The organism is Pseudonocardia sp. D17 (assembly GCF_036984265.1).
In the GTDB taxonomy this organism is placed as follows: domain Bacteria; phylum Actinomycetota; class Actinomycetes; order Mycobacteriales; family Pseudonocardiaceae; genus Pseudonocardia; species Pseudonocardia benzenivorans.
On record NZ_BPRG01000141.1, the window covers coordinates 255873 to 271926 of the forward strand.

Sequence of the window (16054 nt, forward strand, 5' to 3'; positions counted from 1 at the left end):
GATCAAGGCGCCGCCTCCGGCGGCGCGGGCCCGCCCCGTCGGGCGGCCCGGCGCCCGCGCTCCTGCCTCCGGCCCGCGCGGACACCGGCCCGCCCAAGTCGTGCCCTAGCCCGTTTGCGCACCTAGATGGGACGATCGGCAGATGGGCAGCAGTCCGCGATCTGAGATGCTGCCGCTCCCCACGATCGACGAGGCGCTGGCCGTGCTCGATCGCGTCGAGGGCCAGGTCGAGGCCAGCACGCCAACGGCCGACCTGAGCAAGGGGCAGCACCGTGCGCGGAGGAGGAGCTTCGTCGCCGTCCAAGAGCTGGTTCGGGGATCACGTCGGGCAAGCAAGTCGGGCGACCCGCGCTGGAAGGACGTGCTCACGAGGGCCGAGCGCTTGCAGGTGCTCACGCGCACGTGGGGGCAGGTCGCTCCGACGTCGCTGAGTGTCAAAGAACCCGCGCCGCCGCGGAGGGCTCCAAGGAAGCGGATGAAGAGTGGCGAACTTCCTCGCAACTGGTCGGAAGTCTCGGGCGGGCTGCCCGGCCAAGGGAAGCGTTCTTGACGGCAGGCTTCTCGCTGTCCCGGACGCAGGCTGAATGGTGAGGACTAACGCAACGGGCTCCGCCCGAACCCGGCACCGCTCCGAGATCAGTCGGGTGCGGCGGGGTGCTGACCTCCTCACGGCACGCCGAGACGGCTACCGGCCCGCCGGCCGGGGCACAAGGCGGGACAGCGTGCCTTGCACCCCGACCGACGGGCCGGAAGGGGTGGAACCCGCGCCGCGAGGAGATCAGCACCAGGACCCAGCGTGTGAGGGCGAAAGACAGGCCCGCGGACTATGCACGGACGCAACGCGGGGGTGCGGGGCTTCGTCGCAGGTCAGAGCCACAATGCCAGTGTTCTGTAAATCCGTCGGCTTAGCCTACGAAGGTTCGAATCCTTCACCTGCCACACCCTGTGGGTACGGCCCCTGAACTGCGGAAACGCGGTTCAGGGGCCGTTCTCGTGGGTCCCGGGAACCTGGGTGGTCACGGGCGCTTCACGGACTGATCGTGGTCTCTCTCCCGTCGAGACGCCGCCGTCTGCGCCGCCCGGCCGGCGGGCCCGGCTACCGGGCCCGCTGCCGGATGCGGTCGGGGTCGGGCGTGCGGCTCCGACCGGTGGACGGAAGTCAGCGGCGCCGTCGTCGCCCACCGGTCCTGGCGGCCGGCGCGGTGGGCCAGTCGAGCGCCAGGGTGGCGGAGGCGTCCAGCTGTCCGAAGAGGAGCCCGAGCCGTCGCAGCTCGTTGACGGCGGCGGTCCTGCGGTCGGGCGGAAACGGGCACGGTGAGTCGCGGACGCTCGACCACGCACGCCCGATCTCGCGTGCAGCGGCGGCGTCAGCCATCGGTAGGCCGCGGCACATCGCTCCGACCAGGACCTCGACGAGAGCCAGCTCGTCCGCGTTGGCCCGGCGGACCGCCCGTGATCGGGCCGCGTCGTCGTGCCGCCGCTTACCGGCGATGAACTGCACGCTGTCGAACAGCGCCCCGTCGGCGATGCTTCCCCACAACCCCCGCCGCAGGCCGAGGTCTCGTTCGGTGACGAAGTGGGCGAGATCGTGCGGGACGCTGTTCGCCCGGTCGTAGGAGGTCAGCAGCAGCCGGACCCCGTCCGGCCGGTCGATCGTGGCCAGAGACCCCCCGCCCTCGCGCCTCGCGAACTCGATGTGCACGCCCCGATCCTCGACCCCGCACCCCGGCGCCCGCACCCGGATAACCCGCCCCCTGCCGGCGCGGCAGTCACCGGAATCGGTGCTGACCGGGCGGATCGCCCGAGCCTCGAAGCGGTCGGGCGCGGCCAGGACCCGGCAACGCACACCGGCGAACGGTGCCGGGTGCTGATCTCCACGCGGCCTGCCGGACCGCCGCCGGCCTTCCGGGGTCGCGGCGCGACGCCCGAGCCGGCGAGGTTCACCGGACGGACGCGGCGTCTCCGGCGAGATACGTAGAGTCCGGCTCGTGCGATCTCCGCAGACGTTGAGCGAGGCCGACCGACGCCGTGTCGCCGCGTGGGCCGCCGACTGCGCCGAGCGTGTTCTGGGACTGTTCGAGGCTGCCGCCCCGGCCGACGAGCGTCCGCGCGCCGCCATCGCCCGCGCCCGGGCGTTCGCCCGAGGAGAGCTCGACACCGCCGACGAGATCCGCCGTCGGTTCGTCGGGGGTGTGCCGGCCGGGGAGGTGACGGCGCCCGCGGCGGCTGCCGCCGCCCGGGCCGCCGGTCAAGCGGTGGCCGTCGCCCACATGGGCGCGCACGCGTTGGGCGCCGCCGCGTACGCGGCCAACGCCGTCGGCCTGGCTGCTCCCGACCGGCCGGACGCCGTCGACGAGGAAGTCCGCTGGCAGCTCACCCACATGACCGCGGAGGTCCGGGCCGCGCTGCGGTCCCTGCCGCCCGTCGGCGAGAACCGGTCGGGCCCTCTCGGGCCGGGGCTGCTCTCGTCGGGCCGGATCGGCATGATCGTCCGTGATCTCCAGGCCGGTCTCACCCGGTCCGACCCGAGGACGGCGGAACCCGGGCCGTGACCGCCGCGGCGGGGCCGGTGGTGAGCGGCCGCTCGCACGGGTGTCGCTCCTGATCCCGAGCAGGTCGGCGACCTGCTCGAGTCGGAGTTGCGTCGTGCGCGGACGCGATCGGACGGATCTTCGGAGCGACGCCGGGCGCAGGTCCGAAGATGCCAGGTCATGGCCACGGCAGCGAGGTGACAGGGCGACGTCGCGACGCGCACGATGCCGTCCGTGATCGACTGGCCGACCGCTGCAGGTGCACTCGCGGCAGGGTTCGCCGTGGCGGTCGTGACGACACCGGTCGGTGTGTCCGGGGCGGTCTTCCTGCTCCCGATCCAGCTCGACCTGCTGGGCATCCCGAGCCCGGCCGTGACACCCACGAACCTCATGTACAACGTCGTGTCCACGCCGGGTGCGCTGCTGCGCCACCATCGCACCGGTCGGCTCCGCGGCCCGCTCACGCTCCAACTCCTGACCGGGACGGTGCCGGGGGTGGTCATCGGGGCCGTGGTCCGGGTGCTCGCCGCGCCGGGGGCCGGTGTCTTCCGGGCCCTGGCCGCCGGCCTGCTGCTGCCGTTGGGGCTGTGGCTCCTCGTGAGCCGTCCCCGCCGGGGCGTGTCGCGGCCGCCGCCGCGGCGACGGACGATCACCGGCCTCGGCCTGCTCGTCGGCGTCGTGGGTGGCATCTACGGCATCGGCGGTGGGTCGCTGCTCGGACCGATCCTGGTCGGCCTCGGGTTGCCGGTCGTCGAGGTGGCGCCGGCGGCGCTGGCGAGCACGTTCGTGACGTCCGTCGCCGGTGTCGGCGCGTACGGCGTGCTGTCGCTCGTCTCCGACGGCCCGGTCGCGCCGGTGTGGACCGTCGGGCTCCTCTGTGGGACGGGTGGTCTGCTGGGCGGCTACCTGGGAGCGCGCCTGCAGCCCCACGTACCGGAGGCCGGGCTGCGGATCGTGCTCGGTCTGCTCGCGGTCGGGCTCGCGACCGCCTACGTCGTGCAGCTGATCCGGTGAGTGCGGTGCGCGGGGCGCGGCCCGGCTGTGTCCGCGCGTCAGGAGCCGTGTCGCCGCACCTGCGGCACCTTGATCCACCGGGCCGGCCGGTGGCGGCCGTCGGCCGGGGTGGGCGACGGCTCGTCCGGCCCGGACGCCCGTCCGGACCCGGTCCCGTCGACGGCCTCGGGCGGCGGTCCGCTCTGCGCGACGGCGCGGTACAGCAGCACCATCCCGACGATCTGCCCGATGTGGTAGGCGGAGTCGGGGTCCAGCGCCACCAGCGCCGCCGCACCCGGGACCAGGCGCAGCATCGCGGCCGCGATGCTCACCCCGATGGCCACCAGCATCGGACGGCCCGCCGGGTGCCCGCGCAGCCACGCCCAGACCCAGAGCCCGATGACACAGGCCATCGTGATGCTCTCGCACATCATGATCGCCGTGATGCTGGAGTTGCCGGTGGCGGCGAAGACGAGGTAGGCAATGACGCCCAGCAGCCGCAGCGGCCAGAACACGACGGCCCGGCTGCGGCCGAGAACCTGGATCACCGACGCCGCCAGCATGAACGACATGACGACGACGACCATCGTGCTCATGACGGCCCAGGTGATCCCGCCGATCCGGGGCAGGTCGACGAGGAAGCCGTGGTAGACGGCGCCCACCAGGGCGGTGATCGCCGCCCAGACGAACGCGGCGCGCCAGTACCGCGCCCCGTCGACGTCTCGGGGCAGCCGGGGCACGAGGTAGAGCGTGAACAGCCCCAGCGCGAGGTCGGTCAGTGAGGCCATCGGCTGGACGAGCACACATCACCGTACGTCCGGGTCGTGCCCGGTGCAGCGGGGTTCGGGTCGAAAGTCCCGGCCGGGCCGGCGTCGGGTGCCATGACGCCGGGTGCCGTGGCGTCGGCGATCGCGCGCCCTCCGTCATGGGTCCGTGAACGCCTGTGCCGACGCCGGCCCGGATGCCCGGTCGGCCCCGCCATGGGGCCCATCGACCCATTGTCGCTATTGGTGACCTACGTCACTCTTGCCCGATGACCAGCTACGTCCTCGTGCACGGAGGGTTCGTCGGCGGATGGTACTGGGACGACGTCGCAGGCCTCCTCGAGAAGGCGGGCCACCAGGTGGACGTCGTCGAGCAGCTGCCGAGCGCGGGGCGCGACCCCGCGGCGCTCGGGGGGCTCGCCGAGGACGTGGCCGTCGTCCGCCGGCACGTGGAGAGCGCCGGCGAGCCGGTCGTCCTGGTCGGGCACTCGTACGCGGGCATGCTCCTCACCGAGCTCGCCGACCACCCGGACGTCGCCCACAGCGTGTATCTCGCGGCGGCGTGGCCCGCACGCGGACAGTCGATGGTCGACCTGTTCGGCGGCGAGCTGCCCTCGTGGCTGGTCGCGGAGCCGGACGGGACGGCGCGGGCCGTCGACGATCTCGAGCTGGTCCGGCAGACGCTCTGTGCGGATGTCGAGAAGGACCGGGCCGAGGCCGAGCTGCGGCGCATGGTGTCCCAGTCGGCCGCCAGTGTGAGCACCCCCAGTGCGGCGCCGGACCGGACACACCCGGTGACGTACATCGTCTGCGAGAACGACCAGGCGCTGCCGCCCCCTGTCCAGGAGCAGTGGGCCGCGGCGGCCGACCACGTGGAACGGCTGGCGTCGTCGCACCAGCCGATGGCGTCGATGCCCGACGAGCTGGCGGCGGTACTGGGGCGAATCCGCTGAGTCGCGGGGCACTCGTCCGCGAGGTCCGGTGCGGGCCGTAACCTCAAGGCGCGCAGCGTGATCCTGATGCGTCGGCACTCGTTCGGAGAGAGTTCACCGCAACATTCTTGACTCATTCCAGAATCTAGGCCAGGCTGCCCGTCGTGCCGACGACACCGGACCACGAGCGCATGCTCCGGGGGGCCTCCCTCCGGGTCACGCGTCCCCGGCTGGCCGTGCTCTCCGCGGTGCACCGGCATCCGCACGCCGACACGGCCTCGATCATCGGGGCCGTACGCGAGGACCTGGGGGACGTCTCCCACCAGGCCGTCTACGACGTGCTCCGGGTGCTCACCACATCAGGGCTGCTCCGGTGCATCCAGCCCTCGGGGTCGCTGGCGCGTTACGAGTCGCGGGTCGGGGACAACCATCACCACGTCGTGTGCCGGTCCTGCGGCTCGATCGCGGACGTCGACTGCGCCGTGGGCACGACGCCCTGTCTCACCGCCTCGGACGACCACGGCTTCACGATCGACGAGGCCGAGGTCGTGTACTGGGGGCTGTGCCCCGACTGCTCCACCACCAAGAGTTCGTGAGCGATCTCTGATCTCGGAAGGAAACCCCGTGTCTGACAAGCCCGACGCCGTTGTTGGAGAGATGAACGAGGAGGAGGCCGGTGGGTGCCCGGTCGCGCACGGCCGCTTGTCGCACCCGACCGAGGGTGGCAGCAACCGTGACTGGTGGCCGAACCAGCTGAACCTGCGCATCCTGCGCAAGCACTCCGAGGTCGCCAACCCGATGGGCGGCGAGTTCGACTACCGCGAGGCGTTCAACAGCCTCGACCTCGACGAGCTCACCGCCGACGTCGACGCGGTCATCACCACCTCGCAGGACTGGTGGCCTGCCGACTTCGGCAGCTACGCGGGCCTGTTCATCCGCATGGCGTGGCACAGCGCCGGTACCTACCGGGTCGACGACGGCCGCGGCGGGGCGGGTGCGGGCATGCAGCGCTTCGCGCCGCTCAACAGCTGGCCGGACAACGGCAACCTGGACAAGGCCCGTCGCCTCCTGTGGCCGGTGAAGAAGAAGTACGGCAAGAAGATCTCGTGGGCCGACCTGATGGTCTTCGCGGGCAACCGCGCGCTCGAGGTCTCCGGCTTCACCACGTTCGGCTTCGCCGGCGGGCGCGCCGACGTCTGGGAGCCCGACGAGGACGTCTACTGGGGTCCGGAGCGCACCTGGCTCGGCGACGAGCGCTACCGCGGTGACCGCGAGCTGGAGAAGCCGCTGGGCGCCGTCCAGATGGGCCTGATCTACGTCAACCCGGAGGGCCCCAACGGCAACCCGGACCCGCTGGCCGCCGCCCGCGACATCCGCGAGACGTTCGGCCGGATGGCGATGAACGACGAGGAGACCGTCGCGCTCATCGCCGGTGGCCACACCCTGGGCAAGGCGCACGGCGCCGCCAACCCCGACGTCGACAACAACGTCGGCCCGGAGCCCGAGGGCGCCTCGATCGAGGAGCAGGGCCTGGGCTGGAAGCAGGGCTTCGGCAAGGGCAAGGGCCGCGACGTGATCACCTCGGGCCTCGAGGTCACCTGGACGCAGACGCCCACGCAGTGGAGCAACAAGTTCTTCGAGAACCTGTTCGGCTACGAGTACGAGCTGACCCAGAGCCCCGCCGGGGCCAACCAGTGGGTGGCCAAGGCCGGTTCGGGCGACAACCAGATCCCCGACCCGGAGACCGGCGAGCTCAACCGGCCGATCTCGATGCTGACGACCGACCTCGCGCTGCGCTTCGACCCGATCTACGAGCCGATCTCGCGTCGTTTCCTGGAAAACCCGCAGGAGTTCTACGACGCGTTCGCCCGCGCCTGGTACAAGCTCACCCACCGCGACATGGGCCCGAAGGAGCGCTACCTCGGCCCGCTGGTGCCGCAGGAGGAGCTGCTCTGGCAGGACCCGGTGCCCGCCGCGAACGGCTACACCCTGTCCGACGCCGACGTCGCGGACCTGAAGGCGAAGATCCTCGACTCGGGCCTGTCGGTGTCGCAGCTGGTCAAGGCGGCGTGGGCGGCGGCGTCGTCGTTCCGCATCTCGGACAAGCGCGGTGGCGCCAACGGCGGCCGCATCCGCCTCGAGCCGCAGCGCGGCTGGGAGGTCAACGACCCCGACGAGCTCGCCCTGGTCATCCGGGGCCTCGAGGGCATCCAGTCCTCGTACGGCAAGCAGGTCTCGTTCGCCGACCTCGTCGTCCTCGGCGGCGTCGCGGCGGTCGAGAAGGCGGCCAAGGACGCCGGGTACGACGTCACCGTCCCGTTCACCCCGGGCCGCACGGACGCCACCCAGGAGCAGACCGACGTCGAGTCGTTCGCGCACCTGGAGCCCACCGCCGACGGCTTCCGCAACTTCCGCGGCAAGGGCCACACGCTGCCGGCCGAGTACCTGCTGGTCGACCGGGCCAACCTGCTGAACCTCAGCGCGCCGGAGATGACCGTCCTCGTCGGCGGCCTGCGCGTGCTGGGCGCCAACACGGGCGGCTCGACCGCCGGTGTGCTCACCGACCGGCCCGGCACGCTGACCAACGACTTCTTCACGAACCTCCTCGACATGGAGACCGCGTGGTCGTCGGTGGCCGGTGACGACGACGCCTTCGAGGCGCGCGACGCGTCCGGCCAGGTCAAGTGGACCGGCACCCGTGCCGACCTGGTGTTCGGCTCGAACTCCGAACTGCGCGCCGTCGCCGAGGTCTACGCCAGCGACGACGCGGGCGAGAAGTTCGTGCAGGACTTCGTCGCCGCGTTCGCCAAGGTCATGGACCTGGACCGGTACGACGTCCGCTGATCTCCCGGCTCGTCCCGACGGCCCCTTCCTGCACCCGCGGGGAGGGGCCGTCGGCCGTCAGGCGGTGTGGACGCCGGCCCGCTGGGCGGCGCGGGCCCGCACGTCGGGCTGCAGGTCCTCGACGGCCAGGAGCGCGGCGAGGCGCTCGGGCTCGGTCGTGAACGCCCGGAACGTCGCTCCCACGGTGACGCCGTGCGCGGGGCGGTCCTCCACCACGATCGCGTCGCCCGCCTGGACGGGCCCGGGCACGAGGACACGCAGGTAGGTGCCCGGACGGCCCTCCTGGGTGAACCGCCGGACCCAGCCGCGGCGGTCGAGCCACACGGCGAAGGTGTTGCACGGGATGCGGGGCACCGACACCTCGAGCAGCAGCGTGCCGCCGACGCGCCACCGCTCGCCGACGACCGCGCCGGTCACCTCGACGCCGCGCACCGTCAGGTTCTCGCCGAACATCCCTGCCCGCAGCGGGCCGAGCTCGGGCTCCCAGCGGTCGAGGTCCTCGCGCGCGTAGGCGTAGACCGCCTGCTCGGGACCTCCGTGGTGGCGGACGTCGCAGATGTGGTCGCCCGCCAGCCCGCTGCCGGCGGGCCCGGGGACGTCGACCCGCACGGGCCCGACGACGGGCTGCTTGTCGATGCCCGTCCGTCCGGACTTCGCCGCGATCGCCCGGACCTCACCGACGTTGACCGACTCGACGATCGCCACCCCAGGACCGTATGTCACCCGACGGCGCCCGGTCGACGTGATCGCCGTCGGCCTCGACCTGTCCGCGATCACCGGTCGGCCCGGGTCCGCCGCGCCCGGGGTCGTGCACGAACGGCAGCAGTGTCGCCTCGAGACCGTGCTCGCCCGCGGTGACCAGGTCGGCGGCCCCCGGACGGGCGAGCAGGGCCCGGACGTCGTCGTCGGTGGCGGCGAAGTGGGCGGGGACGTACACGGCGGTCCTCCGGGTGGTCGGTCCCACCAGGCTGCGCGCAGCAGGCCCCGACCGGTACCGCCGGGGCACGCGACCGGCGTCAGTGCCCCGCGCCCTGGCCGCCGTCGACGTGCAGGGTCTCGCCGGTGACGAACGACGCGCCCTCCAGGTAGAGCACCGCGTGCACGATCTCGTCGATCTCGCCCATGCGGCCCATGGGGTGCAGGCCGGCGTAGGCGCCGTGGGCCTCGACGGGATGCATCGGGGTCTTGATGATCCCCGGCGAGACGGCGTTGACCCGCACGCCCCTGCCCGCGCACTCGATGGCCAGCGAGCGCGTCGCGGCGTCGAGGCCGCCCTTGGTCAGCGAGGCGAGCACCGACGGCACCGCGCTGAGCGGATGGTCGACCAGCGACGTCGTGATCGTGACGACGTGCCCCGAGCCCTGCTCGAGCATGGTCGCGACCGCGCGGCGGGTGATGCCGAAGAAGCCGGCGAGGTTCAGCCCCACCATCGCCGCGAAGTCCTCGTCGGTGTAGGCGGTGAACGGCTTGGCCAGGAACACGCCCGCGTTGTTGACCAGCGTGTCGACCCGGCCGAAGCGGTCCAGCGCGGCGTCGACGACGCGGTCCGCGGTGCCCGGTTCGGCGAGGTCGCCCGCGACGGTGTGCACCTGCGGGTCGTCGGACGCGCCGATCGAGCGTGACGTGGCGACGACGGCGTAGCCGAGCTTGCGATACCCCTCGGCGACGCCCGCCCCGATGCCACGCGAGGCACCCGTGACGATCGCGACCTTCTGCGTGCTCGTGGTCATGGTCACTCCTGTCTACAGTGGACTGTGTAGCGCGGGGCCCGCCGGTGGTTCGTCCCGACGGGGCGGCTCAGCCGGTGGCGGGATGGCGCAGCGGCTCGGCGGCGACGAGGTGCGGACGCTCGGGCAACGGGCGGGGACCGCCGCGTTCCCACCGGCCCGACCGTCGGATCTCGCTCGCGGTCATGCCGAACTCGGCCTTCAGCGCACGGCTCAGGTGCCCGGTGTCGGGCAGTCCCCAGCGGGCTGCGATCGCGGCGGCCGTGCGCCCGCGCAGGGACTCGTCGGCGAGGTCGCGCCCGATCCGTTCCAGCCGCTGCCGGCGGATCCACGCCGACAGCGTGATCCCCGTGGGGGCGAGGACCTTGTGCAGGTACCGCACCGACACCCCGAGCGCGCGGGCGACCGACTCGACGGTGAGCCCCGGGTCGGACAGGTGCGACAGGCAGTGGGCGAGCACGCGGTCGACGAGGTCGTCGCCCGCGCCCTGCGGGGCGATGTCGACCAGTTCCGCGATGACCAGCGAGACGATCGCGTCGGCCAGGTACTCCTTGCTGCTGTTCGCGTCGCCGGGGGTGCAGTCGTCGATCTTGGCGGCGAGCGCGTCGAGGAGCGTTCCGACGACGTCGCGGGGCCCACGGTCCGTGCCGACGGCGATCGCGGTCCGGCCGGCGAGGGTGTCGGCGTGCGACCCGAGCGCCGCCAGCGGAACCGTGACGACGACGGCCTCGTACGGCTCCCAGAACGTCACCTCGTAGGGCCGCGAGGTGACGTAGTTGACCAGGTCACCGGGGCCGAGCATGCAGTGCCGTCCGTCCTGCGCGACCGCGGCCCGGCCGCTGCGCTGCAGGGAGACGGTGAGGAACGCGGGATCGCCGTCGTGGATCAGCTCCGCGCTGCGGGTCACGACGCACGGGCTGCCGTTCAGCACCGAGACCCGCACCTCACCGGCGACCGCGCTGCGCAACGCGCTGTGGAACGTCCCGTCGGCCAGGGGCCGGACCCGCACCGCCGCGAACGTCGGCGCGACCAGCGTCGCGAACCGCTCGCGGTCCCCGGTCTCGGCCGCCGCGACGAGGGGCCGGGCCGGCGGGCCGGCCGACGACGCACGGTGCGCGACCATCTGCCACCTCCCGGCTCACGGACGCCGCGAGCCGGCGTCGGTGCCGACTGTAAGCCGCGACACACCCGCCCGGCCGCCACGGTGCGCACCGGGACCGGCCAGATCGTGCACTCGGGAGCAGCCCGGCGGGCGGCTTAGCCGGTGCCCGTCTCGTCGGCGAGCCGGAACGCTAGCTCGGTGACCCACTCGTCGAGGGGGACGTCGAGCGGGTTCGTGTGGAAGAGCTCGAGCCGGCAGTTCCACTCCTCGCGCTGCCCGCTCGTGCGGCGGTCCCACCACCGTCGGTCCCCGGAGTCATCGCCACTCACCGGGGATCAGGGCGCGCGGGCCGGCACCCGCACGAGCAGCGGGACGAGTCGGACGTAGGCGACCATCCCGAGCACCTCGACGAGCGTCTGGGTCACGACGGCCGCCGCGGCGACACCGGCGCCCGCGGGCAGGGCCAGCGCGAGCGGCAGCACGACGAGCGAGTTGCGGGTCGCACCGCTGAACACGACGGCCCGCGCCTCCGGCACCGCGAGGCGCAGCAGCCACGCCACACCCAGCCCGAGCACCGGCATCACCAGCAGGAACGCGACGTAGACCGGCACGGCGACGAGGACGGCGGGATCGCCGCCGAGCGTCGGGACCTGCGATGCGACGACGACCAGCAGCGTCGCCACCATCAACGGCACCATGAGGGTCGCGGCGCCCGCGGCGAACGCGGCACCCGAACGCGTCCGCGCGGCCCACAGCTGCACCGACCACGCCAGCACGAGCGGCACGACGATCAGCGTGAGGAACGCCTGGACGAACGGGCCGAGGTCGACCGTCGCGGTGAACCCCGGGCCGAGCAGGAGCCGCAGATAGACCGGCAGCAGCACGATCTGGGAGAGCAGCAGCAGCGGGGTCGCCGCGAGCAGCCGGTCGGCCGCCGCTCCGGCGAGGCGGCTGAACACCACGACGTAGTCGACGCAGGGCGCGAGCAGCACCAGCAGCACCCCGGCGCGGAGCGCGTCGTCGGCGGGCAACAGGAGCGCGAGCAGCGCCACGACCGGCGGGACGACGGCGAAGTTCACCACCAGCACCGCCCCGAGGAACCGGCCCGCGCGCAGCGAGCCCGCCAGCTCCCGCGCCGGGACCTGCAGGAACGTCACGAACAGCAGCGCGGCCAGCACCGGGTTGACGGCCGTCGCCAACCCCGGGCCGGCCGCGGGCGCGAGCAGCCCGACGACCACGCCCGCCGCGATCGCGCCCACGTACAGCGGGACCTGCCGACGCTCCAGCGTGTCGGCGACACCCGTCACCCGGGGCCGGGCCGGCGGTTCTGCGGGGTCGTGCACCCGACGAGGCTCTCGCGGCGGGCCGCGGCGCCGGCACCCGGGCCGCGGCGTCGCGTCGTCATCGCGCGGCGCGCCGGACGACCGACGGTCGTTGCGCCGTCGGCAACGTGCAGGAGTCCGGGGCCCAGTCCATCGGGTGACCTCCCTGTCGGTTCGCCTCTCCCCACGGTAGGCCCGTATCCGGCTACCGCACTGAGCTCTGATCCATGACGGATGTCGTGCCCACGACGCGACCGTCGGCACCGGGGCGTCCGGTCGGCCCGGGCGATGGTCATCTCGGAACGAGGAGGCGACATGGACACGTCCGGGCAAGGGGCCTACAGCGGGCTCGCCTACGCGGTGATGCTGCTGGCGACGTTGCTCGCGATGCAGCCCGCACTGGGCAACCCCGTGCTGTGGCTGCGCAGGCCGCGGGCGGCGGCGCTCGGGCTCTGGCTGGTCGTCGCGGTGCCGTCGTTGGTCGAGCTGGCCTGGCACCCGATCTACGACGCCCTCTCCCGCCGGCCCGACCTGATCAGGGACGGGCAGGTGTACCGGCTGTTCACCTCGGTGACCGTCCAGGACGGCGGCCTCTCCGGCACGATCTCCAACCTCGCCTGGCTCGCCGTGCTCGGGACGCTCGCCGTCCACATCTGGGGTCCGGCCCGCGCGCTCGGCCTGTTCGCCTTCGGCGCCGTGGCGTTCGACGTGATGACGACGTGGGTCTTCCCCTCGCCCGGCGGCGGCAACTCCGCGGCGATGTTCTTCCTGATGGCGGCGACGACCGCGCTGCTCGCCCTCCGGCGTCCGCACCCGGTCCCCGTCGCCGTCGCGGTGCTGGTCACGGCGATCGGGATCGTCCTCGTCGTGCGCGACGACGCGCACGGTCTGGTCATGCTGGGCGGGCTGGTGGCAGGCGGGATCGTCGCGGCGGCGTGGCCGCCCCGGCAGGTGCCCGACGCCCGCTCGGCCGCGGCCCTGGCCCCTGTCCGCGCCTGAGTCCCGTGTGGGTCGGTGACCGCGTCCCGTCCCGCGTGCGGGAGGGGCGCGGCCCGGCGGCGTTCGGGTGAATCGACCGACGGCTCCGCTCGCCGAACGCCGGGTGCGAAGAATGTATCGATCGGTACACTCCGGCTTGTGGGTCGTCCTCGCGAGGTGCTAGGTGTTGTGACCCGCCCCGACCACCAGGCAGGTGAGCAATGCCGCCCACGCATCCGGCGACGCCCCCGATCGAGCTCGTGTCCGGGAGGTCCGCCACCGTGCGGCATTTCCTCGAGGCCGCCGTGGACGAGGCGCCCGACGCACCGTTCCTGGTGCACGGTGCTCGGACCTGGTCTTTTGCGGAGTTCGACGCGTCGTGCAATCGCGTCGCCCACGGCCTGCTCGCCACGGGGGTCCGGCCGGGGGACCGGCTCGCCTACCAGCTCCCGCACGGGTTGTCGCTGCTGCTGCTCGAGCTCGCCGCGCAGAAGATCGGCGCCGTCACCGTCCCGCTGATCCCCGGCTCGACCGCGCCCGAGACCGCGTACGTGATCGGGCATGCGACACCTCGGTACATCGTGACCGACCCGGTCGACGAGGTCCCGGTGCGGGAGGCCGCGGGGACCGCCCACCGGGACGAGCACGTGGAGGCCGAGGTGATCGTCGTCCCGGAGTCGGGGGGCGACCTGGGGCGGCTGGAAGGGTGGGACGAGAGCCGTCCCCCGGAACCCGGACACCGCGAGCGCGCCATGTCCATCCGGTACACCTCGGGCAGCACCGGGCGGCCCAAGGGCGTGGTGCAGCCGGCCACCGGTTTCGCGCAGGCCGGCCACGCCATCGCCCGACGCCTCGGGATGGGCCCGGCCGACCGGATGTTCTGCGCCATGCCGTTGTTCCACACCGCGGCGACGCACATGATGCTCGCGCCCGCGATCGCGGCGCGCTGTCCGTTCGTCCTCGTCCCGCGGTTCTCGCGGACGTCGTTCTGGCCGGAGGTGCGCCGCACGGGCGGCACCGTCGCGCTGCTGATGCCGACGCAGTTGTCGATCCTGATGACCGCCGAGCCGTCGGACGACGACGCCGACAACCCGATGCGGGTGATGTTCTCCCACGTCCGCAACGAGGCCTTCTGTCGCCGGTTCGGCGTCGACATCTGCACGACGTGGGCGATGACCGAGACGTCCGGGATGGGCACGTTGCAGGCGCCGGGAACCTCGGAGCATCCGGCGAAGATCATCGGGAGGCCGATGCCGGACTCCGCCGAGATCCGCATCGTGGCCCCCGACGGGACGCCGCTCGGGGTCGGCGAGCCCGGGGAGCTGTGCTTCCGGCACCCGGACGTCATGCTCGGGTACCACCGCGACCCGGCCAACACGGCCGCGACGCTGCGGGACGGCTGGGTGCACAGCGGAGACCTGTGCTCCATGGACGCCGACGGCAACGCCTACTTCCACGGGCGGATCAAGAACGTCATCAAGCGCGGTGGTGAGAACATCGCGGGCGAGGAGATCGAGTTCACGGTCATGGACCAACCCGCGGTGGAGGAATGCCTGGTCACCGCCGTCGAGGACGAGATCTACACCGAGGAGGTCTGCGCGGTCGTCGTCGTCCGGGCGGGGCAGCGGCTGACCCCCGACGAGATCGTGCGGTGGTGCTCGGACCGGTTGTCGTCGTGGAAGGTGCCGCGCTATCTGGACGTGCGCGCGGAGCCGTTGCCCAAGCTGGCCAACGGCAAGACCGACCGCGCCGCCGTGACCCGCGAGGTCCGGTCCGCGACCGGGCTGTGGGACCGGAAGGTGGGCGGCTGAGGTGCCGAGGCTGGCTGCGTCCCTGGTCCTGTCGACCACCCCACTGGCCACCCAGGTCGAGCTCGTGCGACGACTGGAGGCCGGCGGCTTCGACCGGGTGTTCTTCGGCGAGGCCTGGCGGGAACCCGTCGTGCCCATGACCGCGGCACTGCTCGGCACGTCCACGGTCGGCGTCGGCTCGGCCATCTCGCAGATCTATCCGGTGCACCCGGTGGTGGTCGCGCAGCAGGCGGCGCAGCTCGACGAGCTGGCGCCCGGCCGGTTCAGCCTGGGCCTGGGGCTGGGGGCGTCGTTCGTCGTCGAGCGCTGGTTCGGTGTCCCCTACGACCGGCCGCTGCGCCGGGCCCGGGAGTTCGCGGACGTCGTCCGGGGCGTGCTGGCCTCCCCGGAGGACGGCCCGTTCACCTACTCCGGCAAGCTCTTCTCCGTCACGCGCTACCGGCTGCCCTTCGCCGAGACCGCCGTGCGGGTGCCCGTCCACCTGGCCGCGGTCGGACCGGCGATGCAGACGCTCGCCGGCGAGGTCGCCGACGGTGTGGTGGTCGGCGCGCTGCACTCGGAACGCACGATGGAGCAGACGCTCGCGCGGCTCGGACGCGGTGCGGCCCGGCGTGGACGCACGCTCGACGACCTGACGATCTGGTACTACCTCGCCTGCTGCGTGTCCACCGACCCGGACCGGGCGCGCGCGATGGCCCGGCGCAGCCTCGTCTATCTCGCCCAGTACCCGCACTACCGGGCGGTGTACGCGGAGGAGGGTTTCGCCGCCGAGGCGGAGACGATCGCGCAGCTCGTGCGGCAGAAGGAGATGGACCGCGCCGAACGCGAGGTCACCGACGAGATGATCGGCCGGTTCGCGATCGCGGGCACCGTCGCCGAATGCCGTGACCAGTTGCGGCGCTACGCCGGCTACCCCGGCGTCCCGGTGCTGCATCTCATCCCCTTCCGGATGGACGAGGCGGAGGTGCAGGAGTCCTTCCGCCTGGCCGCCGAGCTGGCTCGTTGACGGGCGACCGTGACCACGGCGGGTGGCCGACGGCGCCCGTCGCG

The 16054-nt window shown here is 73.0% G+C and carries 17 protein-coding genes; 9 read left to right on the forward strand and 8 right to left on the reverse strand.

The genetic code is table 11. From position 1 onward, the window contains the following. The first annotated feature begins 142 nt into the window (after positions 1–142). Positions 143–550 carry a hypothetical protein gene (locus PSD17_RS22780; RefSeq protein WP_339124450.1) on the forward strand — a complete coding sequence of 136 codons (408 nt, stop codon included), beginning with the start codon at positions 143–145 and terminating at the stop codon, positions 548–550. A gap of 609 nt (positions 551–1159) precedes the next feature. Here PSD17_RS22780 and PSD17_RS22785 read toward each other — a convergent pair. Then, positions 1160–1702: a hypothetical protein gene (locus PSD17_RS22785; RefSeq protein WP_339124451.1), complete on the reverse strand. Its 543-nt coding sequence runs from the start codon at positions 1700–1702 to the stop codon at positions 1160–1162. Positions 1703–1988: 286 nt separating this feature from the next. On the opposite strand from PSD17_RS22785, the gene PSD17_RS22790 reads away from it, so the two are divergent. Together PSD17_RS22790 and PSD17_RS22795 are read left to right on the forward strand one after the other, a co-directional pair. After that, entirely contained in the window at positions 1989–2552 is a 564-nt protein-coding gene (locus PSD17_RS22790) for a putative immunity protein (protein WP_339124452.1), read from the forward strand. 204 nt (positions 2553–2756) lie between these two features. After that, complete coding sequence (locus tag PSD17_RS22795; RefSeq protein ID WP_379653191.1) at positions 2757–3545, forward strand: TSUP family transporter; 789 nt, start codon at positions 2757–2759, stop codon at positions 3543–3545. 38 nt (positions 3546–3583) lie between these two features. Here the strand turns inward: PSD17_RS22795 and PSD17_RS22800 are convergent, their stop codons facing one another. After that, on the reverse strand, positions 3584–4312 hold the full coding sequence (locus PSD17_RS22800) for a DUF6962 family protein (protein WP_013677550.1): 729 nt from the start codon (positions 4310–4312) through the stop codon (positions 3584–3586). Positions 4313–4557: 245 nt separating this feature from the next. Between PSD17_RS22800 and PSD17_RS22805 the strand changes: the two genes are divergently transcribed. The 3 genes from PSD17_RS22805 (at position 4558) to katG (ending at position 8064) form a co-directional block, all read left to right on the forward strand. Beyond that, a complete protein-coding gene (locus PSD17_RS22805; protein WP_339124454.1) occupies positions 4558–5241 on the forward strand; it encodes an alpha/beta fold hydrolase in 684 nt (227 codons plus the stop codon). A gap of 143 nt (positions 5242–5384) precedes the next feature. Further along, positions 5385–5816, forward strand: coding sequence for a Fur family transcriptional regulator (locus PSD17_RS22810; RefSeq protein WP_013677549.1), 432 nt, complete (start codon positions 5385–5387; stop codon positions 5814–5816). A 28-nt stretch (positions 5817–5844) separates the two neighbouring features. Further along, a complete protein-coding gene (katG, locus tag PSD17_RS22815) occupies positions 5845–8064 on the forward strand; it encodes a catalase/peroxidase HPI (protein WP_013677548.1) in 2220 nt (739 codons plus the stop codon). Between the two features lie 57 nt (positions 8065–8121). Here katG and PSD17_RS22820 read toward each other — a convergent pair whose 3' ends face one another. The 6 genes from PSD17_RS22820 to PSD17_RS22845 all read right to left on the reverse strand — a co-directional run bounded on the left by PSD17_RS22820 (position 8122) and on the right by PSD17_RS22845 (position 12236). Beyond that, on the reverse strand, positions 8122–8769 hold the full coding sequence (locus tag PSD17_RS22820; protein WP_103382080.1) for an MOSC domain-containing protein: 648 nt from the start codon (positions 8767–8769) through the stop codon (positions 8122–8124). Continuing rightward, positions 8738–9001 carry an FMN-binding negative transcriptional regulator gene (locus PSD17_RS22825; protein ID WP_013677546.1) on the reverse strand — a complete coding sequence of 88 codons (264 nt, stop codon included), beginning with the start codon at positions 8999–9001 and terminating at the stop codon, positions 8738–8740. The genes PSD17_RS22820 and PSD17_RS22825 overlap by 32 nt, the downstream gene beginning before the upstream one ends. A gap of 79 nt (positions 9002–9080) precedes the next feature. Continuing rightward, positions 9081–9794, reverse strand: a complete 714-nt coding sequence (locus PSD17_RS22830) for an SDR family NAD(P)-dependent oxidoreductase (protein ID WP_013677545.1) — start codon at positions 9792–9794, stop codon at positions 9081–9083. A 67-nt stretch (positions 9795–9861) separates the two neighbouring features. Then, the gene (locus tag PSD17_RS22835) at positions 9862–10914 is read right to left on the reverse strand and encodes an AraC-like ligand-binding domain-containing protein (RefSeq protein WP_339124455.1); all 1053 of its coding nucleotides are present in this window, start codon (positions 10912–10914) and stop codon (positions 9862–9864) included. Between the two features lie 134 nt (positions 10915–11048). After that, on the reverse strand, positions 11049–11222 hold the full coding sequence (locus PSD17_RS22840; RefSeq protein WP_158511342.1) for a hypothetical protein: 174 nt from the start codon (positions 11220–11222) through the stop codon (positions 11049–11051). 6 nt (positions 11223–11228) lie between these two features. Further along, positions 11229–12236 carry an arsenic resistance protein gene (locus PSD17_RS22845; protein WP_339124456.1) on the reverse strand — a complete coding sequence of 336 codons (1008 nt, stop codon included), beginning with the start codon at positions 12234–12236 and terminating at the stop codon, positions 11229–11231. A 294-nt stretch (positions 12237–12530) separates the two neighbouring features. Here PSD17_RS22845 and PSD17_RS22850 point away from each other — a divergent pair, with 294 nt between their 5' ends. The 3 genes from PSD17_RS22850 (at position 12531) to PSD17_RS22860 (ending at position 16010) form a co-directional block, all read left to right on the forward strand. After that, positions 12531–13214, forward strand: coding sequence for a rhomboid family intramembrane serine protease (locus tag PSD17_RS22850; RefSeq protein ID WP_339124457.1), 684 nt, complete (start codon positions 12531–12533; stop codon positions 13212–13214). 200 nt (positions 13215–13414) lie between these two features. Then, a complete protein-coding gene (locus PSD17_RS22855; RefSeq protein ID WP_339124458.1) occupies positions 13415–15004 on the forward strand; it encodes a class I adenylate-forming enzyme family protein in 1590 nt (529 codons plus the stop codon). A gap of 1 nt (position 15005) precedes the next feature. Continuing rightward, the gene (locus PSD17_RS22860) at positions 15006–16010 is read left to right on the forward strand and encodes an LLM class flavin-dependent oxidoreductase (RefSeq protein WP_339124459.1); all 1005 of its coding nucleotides are present in this window, start codon (positions 15006–15008) and stop codon (positions 16008–16010) included. The last annotated feature ends 44 nt before the right edge of the window (positions 16011–16054 follow it).

Coding starts and splice junctions, on each gene's coding strand:
- PSD17_RS22780 (WP_339124450.1), top strand. CDS start 143: ATGGGCAGCAGTCCGCGATCTGAGATGCTGCCGCTCCCCACGATCGAC.
- PSD17_RS22795 (WP_379653191.1), top strand. CDS start 2,757: ATGCCGTCCGTGATCGACTGGCCGACCGCTGCAGGTGCACTCGCGGCA.
- PSD17_RS22800 (WP_013677550.1), bottom strand. CDS start 4,312: ATGGCCTCACTGACCGACCTCGCGCTGGGGCTGTTCACGCTCTACCTC.
- PSD17_RS22805 (WP_339124454.1), top strand. CDS start 4,558: ATGACCAGCTACGTCCTCGTGCACGGAGGGTTCGTCGGCGGATGGTAC.
- PSD17_RS22830 (WP_013677545.1), bottom strand. CDS start 9,794: ATGACCACGAGCACGCAGAAGGTCGCGATCGTCACGGGTGCCTCGCGT.
- PSD17_RS22835 (WP_339124455.1), bottom strand. CDS start 10,914: ATGGTCGCGCACCGTGCGTCGTCGGCCGGCCCGCCGGCCCGGCCCCTC.
- PSD17_RS22850 (WP_339124457.1), top strand. CDS start 12,531: ATGGACACGTCCGGGCAAGGGGCCTACAGCGGGCTCGCCTACGCGGTG.
- PSD17_RS22855 (WP_339124458.1), top strand. CDS start 13,415: ATGCCGCCCACGCATCCGGCGACGCCCCCGATCGAGCTCGTGTCCGGG.